This window comes from uncultured Pseudoteredinibacter sp. (assembly GCF_947500695.1).
In the GTDB taxonomy this organism is placed as follows: Bacteria; Pseudomonadota; Gammaproteobacteria; order Pseudomonadales; family Cellvibrionaceae; genus Pseudoteredinibacter.
In genome coordinates this window covers 63,504-86,197 of sequence record NZ_CANMSS010000015.1, presented here as the reverse complement: position 1 = coordinate 86,197, position 22,694 = coordinate 63,504, and the positions used below count along the sequence as shown (strand labels likewise).

Here is a 22,694-nt window from a genome sequence, read left to right as displayed (position 1 = left end):
GCGCCGATGGTAGTGTGGGCTTTGCCCATGTGAGAGTAGGTCATCGTCAAGCTTTTATTCCAAAGAACCCCTGTCGGATATCCGGCAGGGGTTTTTTATTGCCTGTGGTTTATGCAACGTTTTTAGACATCTTTTTTTGGGTAATAAAAAGGCGCCTACGGCGCCCTTTAACGTGTTTTGAGTAAGCCGCTTAGTCGTCTTTAAACTCAGGTTCAGATTTACTGAGGAAGGCCATAAGGGCGGTCATTTGATCGCTGGAGTAGCCACTCAGGATCTGCTGCCTGTCTTCAAGGGCTAAGGCAGCCTCTAAGCTTTGCGCATTACTATTCACCCGAATTCCCTCTTTGGTAAGTCTAAGGCCCATAGGTGAATTGCGTAGCATATCGTTAGCTGCTGCCAGTGCTGTTTCAATAAGGTTTTCTTCACTTACGATGTCAGCCAAGAAGCCTTTATCCATGAGCTTTTTAGCGTCGTAAAATCGTCCAGTTAGCATCATTTCATTAGCTGCTGTACTGCCGATTATTCTGGGGAGAAAGTAACTAACGCCCATATCGCACCCAGTGAAACCTAAGCGAATAAATGCAGCGTTAGCCTTAAGACTCTCACTGCCATACCTCAAGTCACAAGCACACATTAGACCGAGCCCAAATCCACAGGCGGCGCCTTTGGCGATTGCGATGGTGGCCTGTGGAAGCTCATAAAGGAGCTTTAGTAGTCGTGAGAGTCTCTTTTGAATTTTTATGCGCTCTTTGTTATTCAGCGTTGCTCCTTCAGATAGGGGGCCCTCTAAGTCTAAACCTGCGCAAAACGCTTTGCCTTCGCCACAAATAATTACCACGCGTATATCATCATCGTAGCTTAGCGCGCTAAATACGGTCCAAAGCTCTTCTAGCATATCTAAGTTGATAGCATTGAGTTTGTCTGGTCGGTTTAGTTTAACCTGTAATGTTTTATCTTTATCGTTGAGGCTTAGAAACTGATAGTGGGCTTGTTTATAGTTATTGCTCATAGTGAATTTGCTTTTATTACGGTTGATGTTGTTTATGTTCTTATCAGGTTAAATATGTCATGCTGATTAGTCATACTAAGTTTTGGTGGTGTATAGACCTTACACACTGATTTAGACTGGTAAGCAATGGTAATGGAGCTACGTTCTTTACTATCTTACGCTCTTGATGTTATGGCACAAAAGGTACTTAACATGCATTCTCATTTATATGGCCAGTTTTCAAATAATATACGGTCAGCAGTTTTAATCTTTGGCACTGTATTGTTGGCATCAGCGGAGCTCACAGCAAAGCCTGCTAATGTACAGGATGAAATAAGCGGTTTATATGTTGTCGATTGTCTTTTGCCCGGTCAATTGCGAAAACTGGGGCGCACCACCTATATGACAGCAAGGCGGCCAATTAAGACAACTGCTGCTGACTGCAACATACGTGGTGGTGAATATACAGCCTATGACAGGGCAAATTATAAAACCGCTCTTAAGGTATGGATGCCAGCTGCCGAGCAGGGGGACCCAGAAGCGCAGGTCAATGTCGGTGAGATATTCGAGAAAGGCCTTGGCGGAGCGCCTAACTATGAGGCTGCCCTTATTTGGTATACCAAGGCGGCTGAGCAAGGTAATAAGCGTGGCCAATTCAATTTAGGCACTATGTATGAACAAGGGCTGGGTATTGAAAAAAACCAAGTAGTGGCACTTAACTGGTATCGTAAGGCTTGGGGTTTACCTGAAGATAGTGTGATGTTCCAGTCAGTCGCTAATGAGCAGCAAGCGGAACTTCGTAAACAATTAGAGGATGAACTGGCTGAGAAAAATGGACAGTTGAAGCTGCTTGAAACCCAAATTCAAAACCTTGAAGAAAAAAATAAAGGATTGAAGTCGACGCAAGCATTAAATACTCAGCAAAAATCAGAGCTTGCTTTATTAAAAGGCTTGGTAAAGGGCCTGCGGGAATCACAGAAAGAGGCAAAGACTAAACTAGAGGGGTTAGTATTAAGAACACCTGTCGCAGTTAGTCAGTTTGAGGCCCCTGCTACCGTTGAGGTGCAAACCAGTGGCGCCGCTGATGATATAAAACTAGATGATTTAAATTTTGGTAAATACTACGCCCTAATCATTGGTAACGAAGATTATGCAATGCTGAATGACCTCAGCACGGTTAGGAATGATGTAAAACAGTTAGCTGATATATTAGATAAGCAATATGGATTTGAGGTGCAATTGCTGCTGAATGGGGATCGCTTGAGTGTAATGAAAGCGGTTAACGCATTAAGTGAAAAACTCGAGGAAAACGACAACCTCCTAATTTATTACGCAGGTCATGGTAATCGTATTAGCACGGGTGAGCGAGAAGCGGGTTACTGGTTGCCAGTTAATGCTAACCCGCCGCCAGATGACAGTAGTTGGGTTCCCAACGAATTTGTAACTAATCACTTGGCTCGCCTTAAGGCCCGTCGCGTATTTGTAATCTCTGACTCATGTTACGCCGGCTTGTTGTCGAGCTCCCCAGGCTATTTGTTTTTCGCTGGCCAGCAAAAGAGTGAAAAGCAAACTAAAGAATATATTAAGTATAAGCTGCCTCGCCGTTCGAGATTGTTATTGACCTCTGGCGGAGATCGTCCAGTAATTGACAATGGTGATAATGGCCATTCCGTATTTGCCACAGCGTTATTGGATAAACTGAAAAGTAATAATCGTATATTAGCTGCACCTGAGTTATTCCAAGGTATTAAGTCAAAAGTTACCGATGAAGCCGGTAAATATGAATTTTTACAAGAGCCGGTGTACAAGTCGATCAAAGGTGCAGGACACGAAATCGGCGACTTTTTCTTTGTCCCCAAAGGTGTTTAGCTTTAGAAGCCTAGTTTAATGTCGCTTGAAAGATACCAGAGTGCCTTCATTGTCTTATGGGCGCTCATTGCCCAGGGCTGCGGAACGCAGCCCTTTAATTATGATGAATACGTGGACAACAATGGCCTTAATGCCTATTGGCAAGATGGTAGTAGTTTTCGGCATTGGTTAGTTGAAAAAAAAGGTGTTCGATCGAACGGGGTACTTAGGGTGTATATTGGTGGTGACGGGACCCCTTGGTTGCTGGGGCGCTATGTCAACGATGACCCAACGCCGCTAAACCCAATCGCATTGAAACTGATGAAATATGATTCTCAGCAGAGTTTGTATCTGGGGCGACCTTGCTACCATGGCTTGGAAGCTGCTTGTAACAATAGCTTGTGGACGAGTGCAAGGTATTCGCGAGAGGTGGTCGACTCCATGGTGAGTGCCCTTGAGGGGTATTTGTCTGATCGCGCTGGGAGCGAAAAGGGCGTCGAGCTTGTTGGGTATAGTGGAGGTGGCGCACTAGCTATGCTATTAGCATCTCGTGTAGATGCCGTGACTAAAGTGGTAACAGTGGCTGGAAACTTAGACCACTTTACCTGGACAAAGCGCTTGTCATATCTGCCTTTGCACGAGTCGTTAAATCCGATAGATCAAGCTCCGTTGGTAGATGTTGATGCTGTGCATATTATTGGCAGAGAAGACAGAAATATTCTTGCTGCAACGGTTAAAGAATTTGTTTCCCGTAAGGGTGGGAAGTACATTGAGCTAGATGGTTTTGATCACAGCTGTTGCTGGGAAACCGCATGGCCTTCACTGTTAAATGAAATAGATAAAGTTGACTAGAGATTTTCAAATATGAGCGATGATAAAACAACAATTAAAAGCAATGCTGATTTAGAGAAGACTCAAATTGCTTCAAACAATCAAGACAAGACTGTTGTATTGCCAGCTGAGGGTGAAAAAACAACGATTGTTGGTGATGAGACGACGATATTAGCCGACACTGTAAGCGGCCATGATGACGCTACTACAGTCCTAGCGCCAGCAGGCGGTGAAGATGCTACGATTGTTGCTAATGAGGCTGCGACCATAGTAAAAGATGATGCTACTGTTGTTAGCACCTCAGCCAAAACCTTGCTGGCAGAGGGCACGCGAGCCATGCCAAGGGTCGATGCCTCGCCCTTAGCTAAAATGGTGCAGGGATACGTTATCAAAGACCGCTTTGTTTTGGAGCGAAAGCTTGGCGAAGGCGGTATGGGAGCGGTATTTCACGCTAAGGACCTGCGCAAAGAGGAAGCCCGCGATCCAAACCCTTACGTTGCTATTAAGGTTATCACCGGTTTATTGCAAAAAAACTCAAAGGCCGTAATTGCACTACAACGTGAAACCAAAAAATCACAGACTCTAGCTCACCCCAATATTATTACTGTCTACGATTTTGATAGAGATGATGATATTTACTATATGACGATGGAGTCACTCAAAGGGCAAACTTTGGATGACTATATTCAGTCCGGGAAAGGAGAAGCGACTGAGAAAATTCGTTTTATCAATGATATTGCTAACGGAGTCTCTTATGCCCATAAGCGCAATATTATTCACTCAGATCTAAAGCCCGAAAATGTTTTTGTCACCGATGAGGGTGAAATCAAAATTCTGGATTTCGGTATTGCTAGGGCTTACGCCCAAGGTGAAGAGCAAGCCGCAGATCCTGATGAGCTGGTTGGTTTGACTCCTACCTATGCGAGTTATGAAATGTTTGAGGGCAGCGACCCTCACCCAAGCGATGATGTATATGCACTGGGCTTGATTGCCTATGAGCTGATGCAGGGTGCACATCCGTTTGGGAGAAGATCAGCACTTGAAGCTGAAAAAGAATCCCTTTCTGCAAAGAAACTAAAAAACCTTAAAGGTTATCAGTGGCAAGCTATCAGCAAAGCCTTGCAGTTTAAAAGGGCAGATCGCTTTGACGATGCCATTAGTTTTCAAAAGAAATTCTCTGGCGCAGGCTTATTGGTTAAACGCTTGAGTTTTGCCATGGCGGCAATGTTAACGGGCTTTGCGGTTTATATTGCTTTCTTTCAGCCAGAGGCTGGGCCAGATATTCCCTTTGATGAACTGCCGCCTGCTCAGCAGCAAAGTGTTTTGGCGAAACTTGAAGAAGGCAGGCAAGCAATACAGTTTGGTGACATCAACGGAGCACTATTTTATTTCGATGCGGCCTATCAAGAACACCCTAGGAACAAAGAAGCTGTTTTAGAGCTGCAAAAAGTAGTAGATCAATTAGTGGAAAACTTTGCTTCTGAAGGTATTTCTAAGACAGCTCAGTACGAAGCTGTAATCGAATTACTTAAATATGAATCTTTGTCCCAGAATAAAGGTCTTGTTGATTTAAAGGCTGAGCTGGAGAATTAGAAGGGGAGGTATCGGGCCCAAAAGGCTGGGCCCGTAAAGTATTAATTAGCTTGTGTGCTGACAATATTAAATTTTTGAGCGGCGTTGTCCCACTCTAGCTTAACAGTGTAATTTTGATTGTCGGCATTAACATTGTTCAGCGTGACCGTTTTCTGGTTGCTGATTGAAGAAGAGCCTCCAATGTTGACTGCGCTTACATAGCTGTCGTTAAAACTGGCAACCGTTACATTGCGCGTTATTGTTGCAACATTATCGTCAATGTCGTGAGCACGTACGCGAATCTGATGTTGGCCAGGGCTTAGTAGGCCCCAGTTAAACAGCATGGAATAGCCTGAGTTCCCAGATTTAGGGTACTGGCTAAAAGCCGATGCTACATCAGTTCTAACGCCTCCGTAAGGGATGCTCTGATAGCTACCGTTATCGATGCTGACTTCAACCAAGCGAATATCTTTTAAGCCAATAGCCCAGCCGCGAATATTGCTAATCCCGCTTTTCACTTGACTGCTATTTGGCTCTTCAATTGATAAGCGTACATCAGGGTCGTTGCTAGAGACGGGGTTAGGGTAAAGGATTCTCATCCCAGCCAAGTCGTCAGAAGTAGGACTAGTGATCGTACGGGTAGCAGCATTTGGGTGCATGATAGAGGGCTGATTGCTCTCGTCCCTAAGGCCTAAAGCATAGCCAATTTGCTTAATGGCAATTCTACGGACGTCTAATGGGTTTCCTGCAGTGCCCGGCTCGCTCCCCGATCCAAAGCCGTTATTATGACGGTCATATTGATACGCTTGGTTAAAAACAATATCTGCTTCACGATAAAACCCTGGCTGGCTTGGTCGGGTTTGCAATAAAGTAACTGCGTAAACGCCGCTGCCAAATACTTCACCGCAGACATCTGCGCTTAGGCCAATTCCGTTCTCAAATGGGGCTGTGTCGTTTCTAGTAGGAGCGTCTTCATTTGTTGCAACTGGCGAATTTGCTATTTCAGTATTTACACCGGTATAGCCCTCGCAAGGATCTCTGGTTTCATCGACAATTTCTATGTTTAACCCTTGGACTGGGTTGTTCCAAGCGCCCAGTGCTTCTTGAACAATGCTGTTCCAAGTTATAGGGTTGTCGTCGAAATCTAGGGATGGGACTGTCGCGGCGACGCCTACGTACATTTTAAATTGTCCGTTTTCCCATCTTGAGCCGCTAACCTCATACGCATTTGCAGTGGTAGCAATAGCTGCTCCTAATGAAATGCCTATTGTTTGCCAGGTTTTCATTATTTTAAGCCTCGGATCGCATCCTTAAATGAGCCTAAGTCCATAACTTGCTTTGCACCTGTGTCAAACTCAACACCCGCAGCAGTGTGATTGTTGATCTTTACAGCGCTGCTGATATTAGCTTGTTTGCCAGTATCAATTTCAGTAATCGCTTTGCCTAGGCTGTTGTAAATTTTGTCGCCGTTACTGCCTTGCTTAACAATGAAATGACCTTGCCCCCAACCTCTAAGCGGGTGTACGGTGTTGCCGCCAAGCTTCTCAACAAAGTAGATACCTCTTTCACCATAAGATGGCAGTTTCATGTCGCCTACTCTCATGGTGGCGCCATTGGCGGTGCCACCTAAGTAGCGTAGCTCAATTGTATCTTGAGCATATTTGCCTCGAACGACATCATTAACCTCAAAGCTGATGTAGGTATAAACTTTTTTACCTACCGCCTCGGAGCGAATGCCAACTACTTGCCCTTCGAAAATCATGTCTGATGTGGTCGCCAGATCGTTAATCGATTTTTGAGCGACACTGCTCGCAGAAACATTTAGAGCAGGTAGGGCCAAGGCGCAAGCCATTACGGCGGTGGCAATAGTACTGCGTAAAGTGTTCATTGTGTTTACCTTTTGTGTCGGTAGAGCAGGGCTCTTAAAATAATTTAATAATGTTGACGATATCAAATTGCTGGCTTGATGCGTTCCACTTAAGCTCAACTCGATACGGCTTGTTAATCACCATCACATCGTCGAGGGTTACCTTGTCGCCATTGGTGCTAACGCTTCCGGCTAGCTTTACTAGGTCAGCTGAAGATACAAACTGAGTGTCAAACTTTTCTACAATAGCTAGACCGCTGTCCGTTTTGATGTTGCCTAAGTTATCGATTGCTCGAGCGATAACCGTATGCGGACCTTCATCTAGGAGCGACCAATTTACGGCCATTGAGAAGCCAGAGCGGTCAGAGTTAGGATAGTTAGGGTAGGCACTGCCTACGTCGCCTCTAGCTGCCCCATAAGGGCTATTACCTTGCAAAACATTATCTATGTATATTTCTACTTCAGCGATACCTGCGTTAGCCACCGCCCAGCCGCGAATATTGCCGATTCCTGCGGTAATTTGGTTTGAGCTCGGTTCTTCAAGGTTGATAGCCATTGGAGAATTTGCACTTGAATATAGAGCGTTGAGCCCCTCAAAATCATCAGGGGTTGGCATTTCCATATTCATGTCGTCAATATTGTCAGCGTCATCGTAAAACGGCTGCATAATGGCTAGGTTTTCGGTTTCATGTCCTAGGCCAAATAGGTGCCCAAGCTCATGGACAGCTACACGCTTGAAGTCAAAGATATTTGGGCGAATCGGGCCGCTGTAGACATCCCAATTGACGGCGGTATTGAAGAGGATGTCACTATTTGAATAAAAGCCGCCGCTCGAAAAGGATACATTTACTGCTAGCGTTCCTGCATTCCAAGCTGTGCCGCAAATATCCCCCGCGAATGCTACGCCTGATAGGTCCCCGTCGTGAGGTGAGACAAAGCCCCCTGAGCCATTAGATATTCCGGCGCAGGGGTTGGCGGTGGCTTGAATCTTATTAATCTTAAGGCCTGGAGCACCTTGTGCCCAAGAGTCGATGGCCTCAGACATTGCATTATTCCAGTGGCTGAGCCCAGCAAGTGGCACTCCCGGTACAATTGGGATGTAGTTAATAGTAACTTCGCTATCCTGCCAACGCGGGCCTAGCAGTTGAAAAGATTGGGCGGGCATAACCAGTGCGGTACACAGGGCCCCTGCCAACAAAACTCTAGCTGATTTCTTCATGGTCTCATGTTTATCCATTTGAGCCTGAGTCAATTATAGACGTAGTTTGAAAGCTTTGCTTTCTAAGCGTCTGATTTTGCGGGATTTTCACATAGTGAAAATCAACCTTTAGTCAATGGTCGATTATTGGCCATATATGAGGATAATGCAATCATATAGGGTCTTAAAAGCGTATGTTAGTTCACTAAAAGGGCAAGTTTTAAGTGTGAATGGTTCATACATCCCGCTTTTTGCGCATTGAGTCATCTTTATTTATCTGGCTATAGAGGCGCTTCAGGGGCTCATTCATCTATCAGTTTTTTTACCCTTAGTCGATTTCGGCGACATCCCATTTTTGGGTGGCTGTGTTCCAGCGTAAAACGACTTTGTAGTTTTTACCTTCAGCTCTTACTTGGTTCAAGGTGATAGTATTGTTGCCGCTTACAGTTGCGCTGCTCAGGATCTGAACTTGGCTAGGGTCGCTGATGAATGCTGTGTCAAAGGCGTGAACCGTAAAGTTAGAAGACGTTGACTCTGTTCTGCCGGCGCTGTCGTAGGCTCTAACTTCCATATTGTGCTGGCCTGCTGGTAAGTTGCCCCAATTAAATATCATCGAGAAACCGGATTTGCTAGAGTTTTGGTAGCTAGGAAATCTTTGGCCTACATCTGCCCGGTCCCCACCGTAGGGAATATTTGTTGCATAGCTTCCGTTAACATAAAGCTCAATCCTTTGAATTGTGCTGATCCCTACGGCCCAGCCGCGAATATTTGTTACGCCGTTTGCAGCTTGATTGCTAGAAGGTTCCTCCAGGCTGATTTGGATGGCTGGAGTTGAATTGCCGCCGCCAGAGTTCCCTCCTCCACCGGTCGCGGGAGAGTAGATATCTCTGGCTCCATTTAAGTCATCTGTAGTTGGATTGAATATACTTCCAATAAACGGCGCCATAATGGCAGAATTTGTTTCTTCGTGATCAAGTCCAATTAAGTGCCCGAACTCATGCACAGCGACACGGCGAAAATCTAATGCGGATTGGGTGGTGCCGTCATAGACGCTCCAGCTTTCATTGCTATTGAACACAATGTCTGACTCGACATAGAAAGAGCCGAAGCTACGCGACAGTGTTACCGCAATTACATCTGTACCAAAGGCTTCATCGCAGGCTTGGGTATAAAAGCCGCTCGCGTTTTGATTGCCGTCTTCTGGGAATGCGCCGGTATAGCCAGCGCAGGCGTGAAAGCCATTATCTGTAAAGGTGATATTTAAGCCTTCGACCTGATCGCCCCATTTATTCGCAGCTTGCTGCATGGCACTGCTCCAATTTTGGCCTGCTGGGGTGGCGCCAGGAAAGGATGTGTCATAAGTCACGCTACCATTTTCCCAAGACGGGCCTAGCAACTTAAAAGCATTACTTGCGCCGCTAAAGACAATGCAGGTGACTGCAAGGGGTAAAAGACACTGTTTGAGCATAATACAGATCCATCAACATGTTTTAAAAACCTCGGGCTTTGAGTCGAGGCTAATGAGCTAATTCCACTACTATATAATGATATCGTCGCTTTTTGCCAATGCTTGACCGTGCAGCGGGTAGTTCTGCCGTTAGGCGAAAGTCGTTATTTCGGCAGCTTGTACTATTATTAGCCAAGGTCTTGAGAAATAAGACAAATCTATAATAAAGGGCTTGACGCCGGTATACCACCTCCCTATAATTCGCGGCCTTGGTTGAGGGCAAGCCCAATAAACCATGTTGATGCGGGGTGGAGCAGCTTGGTAGCTCGTCGGGCTCATAACCCGAAGGTCGTTGGTTCAAATCCAGCCCCCGCTACCAAATTCAGCGCGTGGCATTACTTAATTTGGTAGTGTGGACGCCTTCGAGAGGCCCCTTATTAGGGGCTTTTTCGTATCTGAGCGTTGGCGATTGAGACGCCAAATGTAGGAAATGGGCTATAGGCCCATTTTTTGTAGCTGTCTATAGGCGGTGTTGACCGTCGGGAAAAATTTTATGGCATCTAAACAGCAATTGGAGGAGCTACTGCGGCCAGTGGTAGAATCCCTTGCTTGTGAACTCTGGGGTTTGGAGTATTTGTCACAGGGTCGTCATACTACCTTACGACTCTATATTGAGTCTCCAGATGGCATCGGTGTTGAACACTGTGAGCAGGTCAGCCGCCAAGTGAGTGCGGTCATGGATGTAGAAGACCCAATTACTGGAGAGTATACCCTTGAGGTGTCATCCCCAGGGCTTGACCGTCCTTTATATACCTTGGAACAGTTTCAGCAGTATGTTGGAGAGAAGGTAAGTATTAAGTTGCGTCAGGCATTTGAAGGGCGCCGAAAATTTCAGGGCCGGTTAAATGGCGTTGAAGGTGATGAAATTCTCGTGGTAGTGGATAACGATGAGTATGTACTGCCGATCGAGTGGATAGAAAAAGCCAATGTCGAACCAAGCTTTTAGTGGTTTCGATTTTAATTAATGCGATTGCAATTAAGTGGTGGATTAAGAGGCACTTATGAGTAAAGAAATTTTATTGGTTGCTGATGCGGTTTCCAATGAGAAAGGCGTAGACAGGGAAATTATTTTCGAAGCTATTGAGTTAGCTTTGGCGACTGCGGCTAAAAAGCGATATGACGAAGAGTCAGACATCTATGTGGTGATTGACCGTCGTAATGGTGATTACGAGACTTTCCGTCGTTGGGAGGTTGTGGACGATGACACTTTGGCAATCTTGGGAACTCAGTTCACCACAGAAGAGGCCGCTGAGGCGAACCCAGATCTAAAAATTGGTGATGTTCACGAAGAGCAGATCGAAAATGTTGACTTCGGTCGTATCGCCGCCCAAACAGCAAAACAAGTTATTGTACAAAAAGTTCGCGAAGCTGAGCGCGCGCAGATCGTTGATGAGTATCGCGATAAAGTAGGCGAGCTAATCAGTGGTACCGTTAAAAAGGTCACTCGCGACAATATTATCGTCGACCTTGGTAATAATGCCGAAGGTTTGTTGGCTCGCGATCAGTTGGTTGGTCGTGAAGTCTTCCGTATGGGGGATCGAGTTCGTGCTTTCTTGGCTGATGTACGCCCAGAAGCTCGTGGCCCTCAGCTTTATTTGAGCCGCTCTGCGCCAGGCATGCTGATCGAGCTGTTCAAGATTGAAGTTCCAGAAATCTCTGAAGAAGTAATTGAGCTAAAAGGCGCTGCTCGCGATCCTGGTTCTCGTGCGAAAATTGCAGTTTCAACCAATGATGGTCGTATCGATCCAGTTGGAGCTTGTGTTGGTATGCGTGGTTCACGTGTACAAGCGGTTTCTAACGAGCTTGGTAATGAGCGCATTGATATTGTGTTGTGGGATGATAATCCTGCTCAATTTGTTATCAATGCAATGGCGCCGGCTGAGATTGAATCCATTGTGGTTGATGAAGATTCCTCTTCAATGGATGTTGCTGTTGAAGACGATAACTTGGCACAGGCAATTGGCCGCGCTGGTCAAAATGTTCGTTTGGCTTCTGAGCTTACCGGCTGGGAAATCAACGTCATGAGTGTTGCTGAGTGGGAAGAAAAACAACAAGCAGAAAGCGGCAACTATATGGAGCTCTTTATGGAAGCTCTGGATGTTGATGAAGATGTTGCTGGCGTGTTGGTTGAAGAGGGCTTCACTTCTCTTGAGGAAGTGGCGTATGTGCCGCTTGAAGAGATGTTAAATATCGAAGGCTTTGATGAAGACATTGCTGAAGAATTGCGCGCTCGTGCAAAAGATGCCTTGTTGACCCAGGCTTTGGCAACTGAAGAAGCTATTGAAAGTGCTCAGCCTGCTGAAGACCTGTTAACTATGGAAGGCATGGATAAAGCACTGGCTGTTCAGCTTGCAAGCCGTGGCATCCCAACCATGGAAGATTTAGCCGAGCAATCCGTCGATGAATTAATGGAAATTGATGGAATGGATGAAGAGCGTGCCGCGGCCTTAATTTTGAAAGCGCGTGAGCCCTGGTTTGCGGAAGACGCGGAATAATTGATTAACTGAGGAAAGATAATGGCTGAAGTAACAGTAAGCGAACTTGCCAAATCCGTAGGTGCCTCAGTTGAGAGGCTCCTCTCTCAAATGAAAGATGCTGGTTTGCAACAGACGTCTGCGGAACAGACCGTGACCGATGAAGAAAAGCAAACGCTTTTGGCTTTTTTGAAAAGTAGTCACGGTGATACCGGTGAAGCTCCTAAAAAGATCACTCTCAAACGTAAAACCACTACGACCTTGAAAACAGGCAGTGGCTCGGCCCGTAAAACTGTAAATGTAGAGGTACGTAAAAAACGTACTTACGTTAAGCGGGATCCTTTGGAGGAACAGTCAGAAGCTGCCGCTCCGGTAGAAGAGACTACTGTTGAGCCTGTGCTAGAAACTGAGCCTGCTCCGGTGGTTGAACCTGTGGTAGAAGAGCCAGCTGTAGAGGCTGCTGCAGAGCCAGAAGAGCCTGAGACTCCAGAAGTTGAAGAGGCGCCCAAGCAAGAAGAACCGGCATCTAGCTTTGTCGATGAAGCTGAGCAAAAGCGCCTTGCTGCAATTGAAGCTCGCCGCCAAGCTGAGGAAGAGGCTAAGCGTAGCAAGCAGGAAGCCGCCGAGAAGAAGAAACAAGAGACTGCTAAGAAGGCCGAATCTGCACCAGCAGACCCAGCGGCTATCGAAGCAGCTGCAAGCAAGCAGGAAGAAGAAAAAGGCAAACATGGTCAGGCTCCGAAGAAGCGTGCTAAGCATGAAGAAGCATCGGAAGAGATTGATAAGCCTAAAAAGGTTGTTAAGAAACCTACTGGCACCAAGAAGGCGCCAAAAGTTGACCTTTCTGTTCTAGATGACGAGATTGAGCCGGTACTTAAGGAGAATCCTCGTCGCAGCAAACCTGCCAAAGCGGCTAAGCCTGCTAGGCGTGCAGCCATCAAGCTGGCAGGTAATAAACACGGCTTTAAAAGGCCGACAGGAAAAATTGTGCACGAAGTAGAAATTGGCGAGAACATTATTGTTTCAGAACTCGCTCAGCAGATGAAGGTGAAGGGTGCCGAAGTTGTTAAAGCGCTAATGAAAATGGGCGTAATGGCTACCTTGAACCAAGCTATTGATGGCGAAACAGCAACATTAGTTGTTGAGGAGATGGGACATAAAGTAGTCGAGAAGGTTGAGAATACCCTTGAGTCCCAACTAGAGCAGAGTTTGTCTACTGAGGACGGTGAAAAAGCTCCACGTTCTCCGGTTGTTACCGTAATGGGTCACGTTGACCACGGTAAGACTTCTTTGCTGGACTATATTCGCAAAACCAAGGTTACCTCTGGCGAAGCGGGTGGTATTACTCAGCACATCGGTGCTTACCGAGTACCAACCAGTCACGGTGAAATTGCCTTCTTGGATACACCAGGTCACGCAGCCTTTACTGCTATGCGTGCACGTGGTGCTCAGTGTACCGACGTCGTTATTTTGGTGGTCGCTGCTGATGACGGTGTGATGCCGCAAACCGAAGAGGCTATTCAGCATGCTCGTGCCGCTGGTGTGCCTTTGGTTGTGGCTATCAACAAGATTGATAAAGAAACCGCTGATCCAGATCGTGTTAAAAACGAATTGGTTGCCAAAGAGGTTGTGCCAGAAGATTGGGGTGGTGATACACAGTTTATTGCTGTTTCTGCCCATACCGGTCAGGGTATCGATGAGCTTTTAGAAGCGGTTTCTCTACAAGCAGAATTGCTAGAGCTAGAAGCGCCAATTAATGTTCCTGCTCGTGGTGTTGTTGTTGAGTCGCGTATGGAAAAAGGCCGCGGTGTTGTCGCTACCCTATTGGTTCAAGGTGGCGGTTTGAAGCGTGGTGATGTCATTCTAGCTGGTCAAAGCTATGGTCGCGTTCGTGCGATGGTTAATGAGCACGGCAAGCAAGTTAAAGAAGCTGGGCCTTCTACTCCAGTTGAGATTTTGGGCTTGGATAGCGCCCCGAATGCTGGTGATGAGTTCGCGGTATTGGCCGATGAGCGTCAAGCTCGTGAGCTTGCTACCCAGCGTGCAGACAAGGCTCAGCAAGAGCGTCAGCAGCGTCAACAGGCAGCTAAACTTGAAAATATGTTTGCCAATATGGGCAGCGCCGATAAGAAAGTTTTACCAGTTGTTCTGAAAACTGACGTGCGTGGTTCCTTGGAAGCAATTGCGGCAGCACTTGCTGATATTGGTAACGATGAGGTAGAAGTTAACGTTGTTTCTTCTGGTGTTGGTGGCATCACCGAAAATGATGTCAACCTGGCTTTGACTAGTGGTGCAATTGTAATCGGATTTAATGTTCGAGCTGCGGCGGCGACTCGTAGCTTGGCCGAAGCGGAATCCATCGAAATTCGTTATTACAGCATTATTTACCAGCTAATCGATGAAGTGAAAGGCGCTCTTTCTGGCATGTTGGAGCCAGAGCGTGTTGAAGAGATTGTTGGTATTGCGGATGTTCGTGAAGTGTTCCGTTCACCGAAATTTGGTCAGGTTGCCGGTTGTATGGTTACCGAAGGTACCGTATATCGCAGCAAGCCAATTCGCGTACTGCGCGACAATGTTGTAATTTTTGAAGGCGAACTAGAATCTCTACGTCGCTTTAAAGACGATGTCCAAGATGTGCGTAATGGCATGGAGTGTGGTATCGGCGTTAAAGATTACGACGTTAAAGTTGGTGATCAGATCGAAGTTTATGATGTGAAAGAGGTAGCGCGCGAGCTCTAAGCTGGCGCCCCAACGATGGCTAGAGAATTTAAGCGTACTGACAGGCTGGGTGATGCAATTGCACGCAGCCTAGCTCAGCTGATTCAATTCGAAGTTCGCGATCCGCGTGTTCCCATGGTGAACGTTAACGATGTGCAACTTAGTCGTGACCTTTCTATGGCTAAGGTGTACGTGGCGTTTGTTGGGGAAGATGACCCCAAGAAATGCGAAGAGGCAGCTGAAGCATTAAATAATGCGGCTGGTTTTTTACGTAGCCAATTGGCTCGAGAGCTTGATGTGCGCACGACCCCTCGTTTGCAGTTCTTTTATGATGCAACTGCGCTTACCGGAAATCGCATGAGCAAGTTGATTGACGATGCGGTAGCAAAGGATCTCGCCAATAAGGGCGATGAATCTGAAAATACAGCAGAATAGTTATCATGGGTCGTAAACGTTTTAAAGGGCGCGCCTTAGACGGCGTGCTGGTTCTGCATAAAGATGCAGGCATGACATCGAACGATGCTCTACAGCAAGCTAAACGCTTATTCTTTGCGGCCAAAGCCGGCCATACCGGTGCTTTAGACCCTTTAGCTACCGGTGTTCTGCCGCTTTGTTTTGGTGAGGCTACCAAGTTTTCCCAGTATCTCTTGGATGCCGATAAGCGTTACAAAAGCACCTTTTGTTTGGGGGTGAGCACCGAGACAGGGGATGCCGACGGAGAGGTTAGAGAGCGTCAATCGGTGGATGGTCTTAACGAACCCGCTGTGGCTAAGGCTTTAGAAAACTTTCGCGGTGATATCAAACAAGTCCCTTCGATGTACTCGGCGCTTAAGCATAATGGCCAACCTTTGTATAAGCTGGCCCGTCAGGGCATCACGGTAGAGCGAGAAGCTCGTGATGTAACTGTTTACGAGCTTAAGTTGCTGGAGTTTCGCAGTGCAAAGGCCCTAGGTGAGGAATACGCCGAGCTTGATGTCGAGGTGTTTTGTTCAAAGGGGACCTATATTCGAAGCATCGCAGAGGATCTTGGTGAACTTCTAGGCTGTGGGGCCCATGTAAGTATGCTGCATCGTATGGCTGCTGGCCCCTTTGAAGAGGCCAGCGCTGTTAGCCTTGAGCAGCTTGCAGAGGAGCGCGGTGAAGGTTTGGCCGAAGTGTTAGATCACCACCTGCTAGCGACCGATGCTCCGGTGGCCCAGCTGGCGAGTATTGTACTGCAAGATGATTCTGCTTATTACTTCAAGCAGGGCAATGCCGTTATGGATGCTCAGGTCTATCGTATTGGCGATGAAGGTGATATGGTGCGGGTTTTTGACTCCGCTGAGCGCTTTTTAGGCGTTGCAGAGTTGACAGATGATGGTCGAGTGGCGCCTAAACGCTTATTGGCCAACTAAATATTTAGGTTTAGTCGTTAAAAACGGCTAAAATACAGGATCCAACCTCGTGTTGGTTGTTCTGCGTCCCTTTTAGAAGGGCTCAGGCGATATGCCCGCAAGGGCTTAGCCCCGCTGTAAATATGCACGGCTGGGCCGAATGACTTTATGCATATTAAACGAGGATATGACTATGGCACTAAGTGCTCAAGAAAAAGCTGCGATTGTACAAGAACATGCTCGTGGTGAAGGTGACACTGGTTCTCCAGAAGTTCAGGTAGCTTTGTTGACTCACAACATCAACAAGTTGCAAGGTCACTTTTCTGATCATAAGCAAGATCACCACTCTCGCCGCGGTCTGATCCGCATGGTAAACCAGCGTCGTAAGTTGTTGGATTACTTGAAGGGTAAGGACTTGAATCGTTACGCTGCCCTAATCAAGAAGTTAGGTCTGCGTCGATAAGACCTTCGGAAGTGCCCGCTTGCGGGCACTTTTTTTTGCGGCTGCGTTTAGCGCTAAGGCTTATTAGCTTTATCCAGAATTTCCCAATGAGTCTCAAGGACTAATTGGTTAATCCGACACTGTCGGTTTGGGTTGTCAGAACTTATCTGCAGAAGAGTTTGCTTCTGTCTAGTAAAGCTGCGCCCAGAATGTATAAATCCCTCCGGCAATGGGGCCTGAGGGCAGAGAAGATATATAGAAGATAAAAGAAGGAAACGTCGTGAATCCAGTAATCAAGACATTCCAATACGGTAATGAGACCGTAACCCTAGAAACCGGCCGTATTGCTCGTCAGGCAACCGGCGCGGTCATGGTAACGATTGGTGAAACCAGCGTATTAACCACCGTTGTAGGTGCAAAAAGCGCTCGTGAAGGCCAAGACTTTTTCCCACTTTCTGTGCATTACATGGAGAAGGCTTACGCTGCCGGTAAGATCCCTGGTGGATTCTTTAAGCGCGAAGGTCGTCCATCTGAGAAAGAAACTCTGACATCTCGTTTAATCGACCGACCAATTCGTCCGCTATTCCCGAATGGCTTTATGAACGAAGTTCAGGTCGTTTGTACAGTGATGTCAACTGACAAAAAGACCGATCCTGATATTGCTGCCATGATCGGTACCTCAGCGGCTCTAGCTGTTTCAGGTATTCCTTTTGCGGGCCCAATTGGTGCTGCTCGCGTAGGTTATTCTGAAGCGGGTGGTTACTTGCTAAACCCAAGCTATGAATCCCTAGCGGCTTCTGAGCTAGACATGGTTGTAGCAGGTACCAAAGACGCAGTATTGATGGTTGAGTCCGAAGCGGCTGAATTGCCTGAAGATATTATGTTGGGCGCGGTATTGTATGCTCACCAAGAGTATCAAGCTGTTATCCAAGCTGTTGCAGAACTTGCCTCTGAAGCGGGTAAAGATACTTGGGAGTGGACAGCTCCAGCCGTTAATGAAGAGCTTACTGCGAAAGTTACTGAGCAATATGGCGCTGGCATTGGTGACGCATATCGCATCACCGACAAGATGGAGCGCTACAATGCACTGGGTGCATTGCGTGATCAGGCTGCTGAAACCTTGGCGGATGATGAAGCTGGTGTAAGTGCTGATGAAGTTCGCTCTATTTTCAGCAAGCTTGAAAAGAAAACTGTTCGTTCTCGTGTTGTTGCGGGCGAGCCTCGTATTGATGGCCGTGATAGCACAACCGTTCGCGCGATCGAAGTTGAAGTGGGTGTTTTACCAAAAGCTCACGGTTCAGCTTTGTTTACCCGTGGCGAGACCCAGGCTTTGGTTGTTAGCACTCTAGGTTCTGCTCGTGACGCACAGATTATTGATGCCTTAGAAGGTGAGCACCGCGATAACTTCATGCTGCACTATAACTTCCCTCCTTACTCTGTTGGTGAGGCTGGTCGTATGGGTGGTACAGGTCGTCGTGAGATTGGTCATGGCCGCTTGGCACGTCGCGGTGTTGCTGCGGTTCTACCAAATGAAGAGGCTTTCCCATACACAATGCGTGTAGTGAGTGAGATCACTGAGTCTAACGGTTCTTCTTCAATGGCTTCTGTTTGTGGTTCTAGCTTGGCTTTGATGGATGCTGGTGTTCCTCTTAAAGCTCCTGTTGCGGGTATCGCGATGGGTCTTGTAAAAGAAGACGAAGGCTTTGCCGTATTGACCGATATCCTAGGTGATGAAGATCACTTGGGTGATATGGACTTTAAAGTAGCTGGTACTTCTTCTGGTATTACTGCTCTGCAGATGGATATCAAGATTGAAGGTATTACTGAAGAAATTATGAGCATTGCTTTAGAGCAGGCTCTGGCCGCACGTTTGCACATTCTTGGCGAGATGAACAAGGTTATTGAAACCGCTCGTGAAGAAGTGAACGACAACGCGCCACGCTTTGAAACCATCAAGATCGATCCAGATAAGATTCGCGACATCATTGGTAAGGGCGGTGCTACTATCCGTGCTTTAACCGAAGAAACTGGTGCATCTATCGATATCGAAGATGACGGTACCGTTAAGATTTACAGCGATGACGCTGATTCCTTAAAGGCCGCTCTTGATAAGATTCAAGCCATTACGGCTGAAGCTGAGATTGGCACGATCTACGAAGGTAAAGTTGTTCGTATCGTTGATTTCGGTGCATTCGTTAACTTCTTGCCTGGTAAAGATGGTCTAGTGCACATTTCGCAAATCGCTGAAGAGCGCGTTAATGCTGTGACTGATTACCTTGAAGAAGGTCAGACAGTTAAGGTTAAATGCCTTGATGTTGATCAGCGTGGCCGTATCAAGCTATCCATCAAAGAAGCAGCTGCTGATGCGGCCGCAGCTGAAGGTGGAGAGGCAGCAACTGAGGGCGATGCTGAGTAATTAGCAGAGCAATAGTTGTACTAAAAAGCCCGCCATTGGCGGGCTTTTTATTGTCGAAAAAATCTTTTGCGTAACGATCTAAAAATAAAAGTGATCGCATCAGAAGCCGCGATAAATAATTCATTTCAAGGACGACACCTAAAATTAGAGGCAGGGTATGCTTCTGTGAAGTAGATAGTCAAAGGTGTTATTGTGATATTTAGGTATGTTGTTTTGTTTTTGGCGGTACTTTTTACTGCTAAAAGTGGTTTGTCAGAGGCAGCTCAATACGACCGAGTATTTAGTATCCAGTTGGGCGCATATCGAACTGAGGCCGCAAGGGCTGAATTAATCGATAAATACCAGCAATACCCGCTCTATTGTCGCCGCAACAGCCGAAATGCCTATGTTGTTTATTACGGCGTTTATGAAAGCTTTAAAGATGCCCGTCCTCACTTGTTTGACCTGCCTGGGCAGGAAAAGTTGGGTGCTTATATTGTCAAGTTGGATAATGTTAGCTTAAGGCCTTGCTTGAATCTCGAGGAGAGACTTAAGCAATTGCTCTAAATGAACGCTTACTCTGAGCTTAGGGGTTCTTTCAATCTTTCGTACGGCTGTGAATCAACTCAAAGTGACGTAGAATCGGGGTACTTAAGAGCTACAGAACAATAGGAATGCTTATGGCTTTAGGGAAGGGCTTATTAGGCCTCTTAATGGTATTGGGCAGCTGGCAGCTGGGGGCAGTCCCAAAATCAGCAGATTTAGCGGTAGAGGACGAGCTGCTAGATACTGCGGAAAGTCAGTCTATCAACAGTACTAAAACTGAAGACTTTAATGAAAGCTTCTGTCTAAGCGCAGGCTTACTAAAAAAATACCGTTGTGATAGTGACACCGTGGAAGCTCAAATCGAAGCTGGCCAACGTTACTCTATTCAATTGCTTACCTCTGGGGATGCCATGCCCCAGTTACCTGAAGAACTGCCTGTTTTCCACCGCACCCAATTATCTGGGCAACAAGCTTTTGTTTATGTCGGGGAGTTTATTAAGCAGCAAGAAGCGCTAGATACCATGGTAGCTCTAGTCATGGTTGGTACTCTTGAGCCTAGTTTGTGGCGCCCTGCAGTCGTGCAAGTAGATAAAAGCCGAGAAGTCCCCGGTGTTCGCCTTATTCAAATGTATGACGATAAGAACTACGGAAACTTAACCGCGAAGTCTAAAGAGGTTTCTACTGAATCAGCCGCTACAGTTTCAATAGCCCCAACAAGCGGTGCAGCAGTCATGGCCAGCTATTACACCGTTCAGCTGGCAAGTTTTGAAGGGCAAGAAGCGCGAAATAGTTTCGTTGCTGAAAACAAAATTGAAGAATTACTTTGTCGACAGAGGCGTAATGGCCGCTACACCGCTTATAGTGGTGCATTCGAAACGGAGTCTGAGGCGCGGGCTCGCTTAAAGAGTTTACCAAGTCGGATCAAAGGTGCTTATGTTTTAAGGCTTAAGCAAGAGGATATGTTTAGTTGTGATGGTGCGCGAGAATTGTGGCTGGTATCGCACCCAGATTCGATTGCAAAGGTTTCACCTGCTCAGCTACCTTATCAAAAGAGCTACTTTACCTCCCAAATAGCTAGCTTTGCGACCCACGAAAAGCGCTTGCAGTTTATCAACAACAATAAGCAGGTTGATTTTATTTGCCGCACCAGACGAAATGGTAAGTTTGTAGCCTATAGTGGTGTGTTTGAAAGTCGTAAACAGTTAAAAAGCTACATCAAAAACTTACAGCGCAAAGGTGTTAACGCCTACGAGCTTAAGCTTAGTGAAGAAGATATGTTCGATTGTAGCGATAATGATAGGGTCGTACTCTACTCAAAAACCCGACCTAAAGTTGATATTGTTAAAAAGCCTAAGCCGAGCTCAATTGCTCAAGCACTTGCTGGAACTACAGAGGGTGTGATGCCAGCCTCCAGTGCATTGAAAAAAGAACCAAGCAGTGCCACTAAAAGAGTGTCAGGTTTGCAAAGCCTTTCTCAAATTAATTTGGGGGATTCATCTATCAGCCAAGCGCTCGCCAATCAAGGCGGCGGCTTGCGATCTCGTAACCCGGTGGTTCAGCTTGATGTAATAGCGCCGGATAAAAATCCAGAAAGAAGAAGCCCTTCGGTTGTTGAAGAAGAAGCAGCGCAAACACCTGCTTTTTATCGGAGGCGGAATATAGAACTTGTCGCTTCCAGCGAGAGATTCGCAGAGAGTTCACAAGGGCAGCTTCAATATCAGCAAACGGACGACATTTCTGCCAATACGGAAAAGTTTGTAGAGGATCAGGAAACAATTTTTGATAATGGCAGGCTGGATAATCTTTGGCAGCCACAGGAAGGCCAGGTATTTTACACAGTCCAGCTGGCGACTTTTAGGGGGCCAATTAATGAAGGGCGTTTTGTAAAGCAGAATCAGGATCTCGAACCGTTATGTAGAGTTCGCCGTAATGGCCAGTTGGCCGTCTATTCTGGAAAATTTCTAGATTTTGAAAACGCTCGCCAATATTTACGTAGTTTCCAAGCAAAGATTGATGGCTATGTCGTGAGGTTGAAGGGAGAGTTGTTGCCCCCTTGTAGTATCTAGATACAGTATCTAGGGGCAACAGTCATTAGGATCAAAGCTTTCTAGTTGAAGCTGTGCTCGTCGGCAGGAAATACCTTGGATTTAACGTCAGCCGCATACTTATTTAAAGCGCTGGGGATGTCTCCTGCTTCGATTAAAAAGTTCTTAGAGAACTTTGGCGGCTTTTCAGTCAAACCTAGAATGTCGTTTATAACCAAAACCTGAGCATCAGTGTCTCGGCCGGCGCCAATGCCGATCACAGGCATGGAAACAGCTTCGGTAACGCGCTTAGCAAGCTCGCTGGGAACACACTCTAAAACCAGTAAGTCTGCTCCGGCTTCATTGAGTAGCTTTGCGTCACGCAGGATAGTTTCGGCCTGCTTATCATCGCGCCCTTGAATTTTAAAACCACCCAGTTTATTCACGGATTGGGGGGTTAGGCCTAAGTGTGCGCAAACAGGAATGCCTCGTTCACCGAGCATTTTTACGGTTGGTGCCAGCCATTCACCGCCTTCGATTTTCACCATGTGAGCGCCCGCTTGCATAATGCGGGTCGCATTGATCATGGCTTGTTCTGGTGTGGCGTAGGTCATAAAGGGCATGTCACCCATGATTAATGATTTGTCATTGCCTCGCCTTACCGCTTCAACGTGATAAATCATTTGTTCCATAGTAACGGGGACTGTGCTGTCATAGCCTAGAACGGTCATGCCTAAGCTGTCGCCAACTAGCAGAACCTCAACACCACAGCGTTGCGCCATCGCAGACATGGGGGCATCGTAAAGGGCAACAGTAATAAACTTTTCACCCTCAGCTTTCATTTTGCGCAGCGTGCTTGTCGTTACAGCCGTTGTAAGTTTGCTTTCGGCTTGTGGGCTGGCGTAAGGCAT

Annotated in this window: 18 protein-coding genes and 1 tRNA gene; 13 read left to right on the top strand and 6 right to left on the bottom strand. The window is 46.7% G+C overall.

Annotated elements, in window-relative coordinates; all coding sequences use genetic code 11:
• Positions 1 to 190 precede the first annotated feature (190 nt).
• The gene (locus Q1A08_RS20205) at positions 191 to 1,009 is read right to left on the bottom strand and encodes an enoyl-CoA hydratase/isomerase family protein (protein WP_299776215.1); all 819 of its coding nucleotides are present in this window, start codon (positions 1,007 to 1,009) and stop codon (positions 191 to 193) included.
• Between the two features lie 192 nt (positions 1,010 to 1,201).
• Between Q1A08_RS20205 and Q1A08_RS20200 the strand changes: the two genes are divergently transcribed.
• The 3 genes from Q1A08_RS20200 to Q1A08_RS20190 are packed head-to-tail and all read left to right on the top strand — an operon-like array spanning position 1,202 to position 5,260.
• A complete protein-coding gene (locus Q1A08_RS20200) occupies positions 1,202 to 2,857 on the top strand; it encodes a caspase family protein (protein ID WP_299776214.1) in 1,656 nt (551 codons plus the stop codon).
• Positions 2,858 to 2,875: 18 nt separating this feature from the next.
• Positions 2,876 to 3,688, top strand: a complete 813-nt coding sequence (locus Q1A08_RS20195) for a dienelactone hydrolase family protein (RefSeq protein WP_299776213.1) — start codon at positions 2,876 to 2,878, stop codon at positions 3,686 to 3,688.
• Between the two features lie 12 nt (positions 3,689 to 3,700).
• On the top strand, positions 3,701 to 5,260 hold the full coding sequence (locus Q1A08_RS20190) for a serine/threonine-protein kinase (RefSeq protein WP_299776212.1): 1,560 nt from the start codon (positions 3,701 to 3,703) through the stop codon (positions 5,258 to 5,260).
• Positions 5,261 to 5,301: 41 nt separating this feature from the next.
• Here Q1A08_RS20190 and Q1A08_RS20185 read toward each other — a convergent pair whose 3' ends face one another.
• The 4 genes from Q1A08_RS20185 to Q1A08_RS20170 all read right to left on the bottom strand — a co-directional run bounded on the left by Q1A08_RS20185 (position 5,302) and on the right by Q1A08_RS20170 (position 9,772).
• Entirely contained in the window at positions 5,302 to 6,525 is a 1,224-nt protein-coding gene (locus tag Q1A08_RS20185) for a hypothetical protein (protein ID WP_299776211.1), read from the bottom strand.
• The gene (locus Q1A08_RS20180; RefSeq protein WP_299776210.1) at positions 6,525 to 7,127 is read right to left on the bottom strand and encodes a hypothetical protein; all 603 of its coding nucleotides are present in this window, start codon (positions 7,125 to 7,127) and stop codon (positions 6,525 to 6,527) included. The genes Q1A08_RS20185 and Q1A08_RS20180 overlap by 1 nt, the downstream gene beginning before the upstream one ends.
• 34 nt (positions 7,128 to 7,161) lie before the next feature.
• A complete protein-coding gene (locus tag Q1A08_RS20175) occupies positions 7,162 to 8,343 on the bottom strand; it encodes a matrixin family metalloprotease (RefSeq protein WP_299776209.1) in 1,182 nt (393 codons plus the stop codon).
• A gap of 289 nt (positions 8,344 to 8,632) precedes the next feature.
• Positions 8,633 to 9,772, bottom strand: a complete 1,140-nt coding sequence (locus Q1A08_RS20170; RefSeq protein WP_299776208.1) for a matrixin family metalloprotease — start codon at positions 9,770 to 9,772, stop codon at positions 8,633 to 8,635.
• A 281-nt stretch (positions 9,773 to 10,053) separates the two neighbouring features.
• Between Q1A08_RS20170 and Q1A08_RS20165 the strand changes: the two genes are divergently transcribed.
• From Q1A08_RS20165 to Q1A08_RS20120, 10 genes are all read left to right on the top strand, one after another.
• Positions 10,054 to 10,130, top strand: a tRNA-Met gene (locus tag Q1A08_RS20165).
• Positions 10,131 to 10,304: 174 nt separating this feature from the next.
• The gene (gene rimP / locus Q1A08_RS20160) at positions 10,305 to 10,757 is read left to right on the top strand and encodes a ribosome maturation factor RimP (RefSeq protein ID WP_299776207.1); all 453 of its coding nucleotides are present in this window, start codon (positions 10,305 to 10,307) and stop codon (positions 10,755 to 10,757) included.
• A 55-nt stretch (positions 10,758 to 10,812) separates the two neighbouring features.
• Positions 10,813 to 12,306 carry a transcription termination factor NusA gene (gene nusA / locus Q1A08_RS20155; protein ID WP_299776206.1) on the top strand — a complete coding sequence of 498 codons (1,494 nt, stop codon included), beginning with the start codon at positions 10,813 to 10,815 and terminating at the stop codon, positions 12,304 to 12,306.
• A gap of 21 nt (positions 12,307 to 12,327) precedes the next feature.
• Positions 12,328 to 15,024 (top strand): translation initiation factor IF-2, encoded by a 2,697-nt coding sequence (gene infB, locus Q1A08_RS20150; protein ID WP_299776205.1) that lies wholly within the window; start codon positions 12,328 to 12,330, stop codon positions 15,022 to 15,024.
• A gap of 15 nt (positions 15,025 to 15,039) precedes the next feature.
• Positions 15,040 to 15,438, top strand: a complete 399-nt coding sequence (gene rbfA, locus Q1A08_RS20145; protein WP_299776204.1) for a 30S ribosome-binding factor RbfA — start codon at positions 15,040 to 15,042, stop codon at positions 15,436 to 15,438.
• A gap of 5 nt (positions 15,439 to 15,443) precedes the next feature.
• On the top strand, positions 15,444 to 16,397 hold the full coding sequence (gene truB, locus Q1A08_RS20140) for a tRNA pseudouridine(55) synthase TruB (RefSeq protein ID WP_299776203.1): 954 nt from the start codon (positions 15,444 to 15,446) through the stop codon (positions 16,395 to 16,397).
• A 172-nt stretch (positions 16,398 to 16,569) separates the two neighbouring features.
• Positions 16,570 to 16,839: a 30S ribosomal protein S15 gene (gene rpsO, locus Q1A08_RS20135; RefSeq protein WP_299776202.1), complete on the top strand. Its 270-nt coding sequence runs from the start codon at positions 16,570 to 16,572 to the stop codon at positions 16,837 to 16,839.
• A 259-nt stretch (positions 16,840 to 17,098) separates the two neighbouring features.
• Entirely contained in the window at positions 17,099 to 19,234 is a 2,136-nt protein-coding gene (gene pnp / locus Q1A08_RS20130; protein ID WP_299776201.1) for a polyribonucleotide nucleotidyltransferase, read from the top strand.
• 192 nt (positions 19,235 to 19,426) lie between these two features.
• Positions 19,427 to 19,780 carry an SPOR domain-containing protein gene (locus tag Q1A08_RS20125; protein WP_299776200.1) on the top strand — a complete coding sequence of 118 codons (354 nt, stop codon included), beginning with the start codon at positions 19,427 to 19,429 and terminating at the stop codon, positions 19,778 to 19,780.
• A gap of 113 nt (positions 19,781 to 19,893) precedes the next feature.
• On the top strand, positions 19,894 to 21,825 hold the full coding sequence (locus tag Q1A08_RS20120; protein ID WP_299776199.1) for an SPOR domain-containing protein: 1,932 nt from the start codon (positions 19,894 to 19,896) through the stop codon (positions 21,823 to 21,825).
• 41 nt (positions 21,826 to 21,866) lie between these two features.
• Here the strand turns inward: Q1A08_RS20120 and panB are convergent, their stop codons facing one another.
• The gene (gene panB, locus Q1A08_RS20115) at positions 21,867 to 22,694 is read right to left on the bottom strand and encodes a 3-methyl-2-oxobutanoate hydroxymethyltransferase (protein ID WP_299776198.1); all 828 of its coding nucleotides are present in this window, start codon (positions 22,692 to 22,694) and stop codon (positions 21,867 to 21,869) included.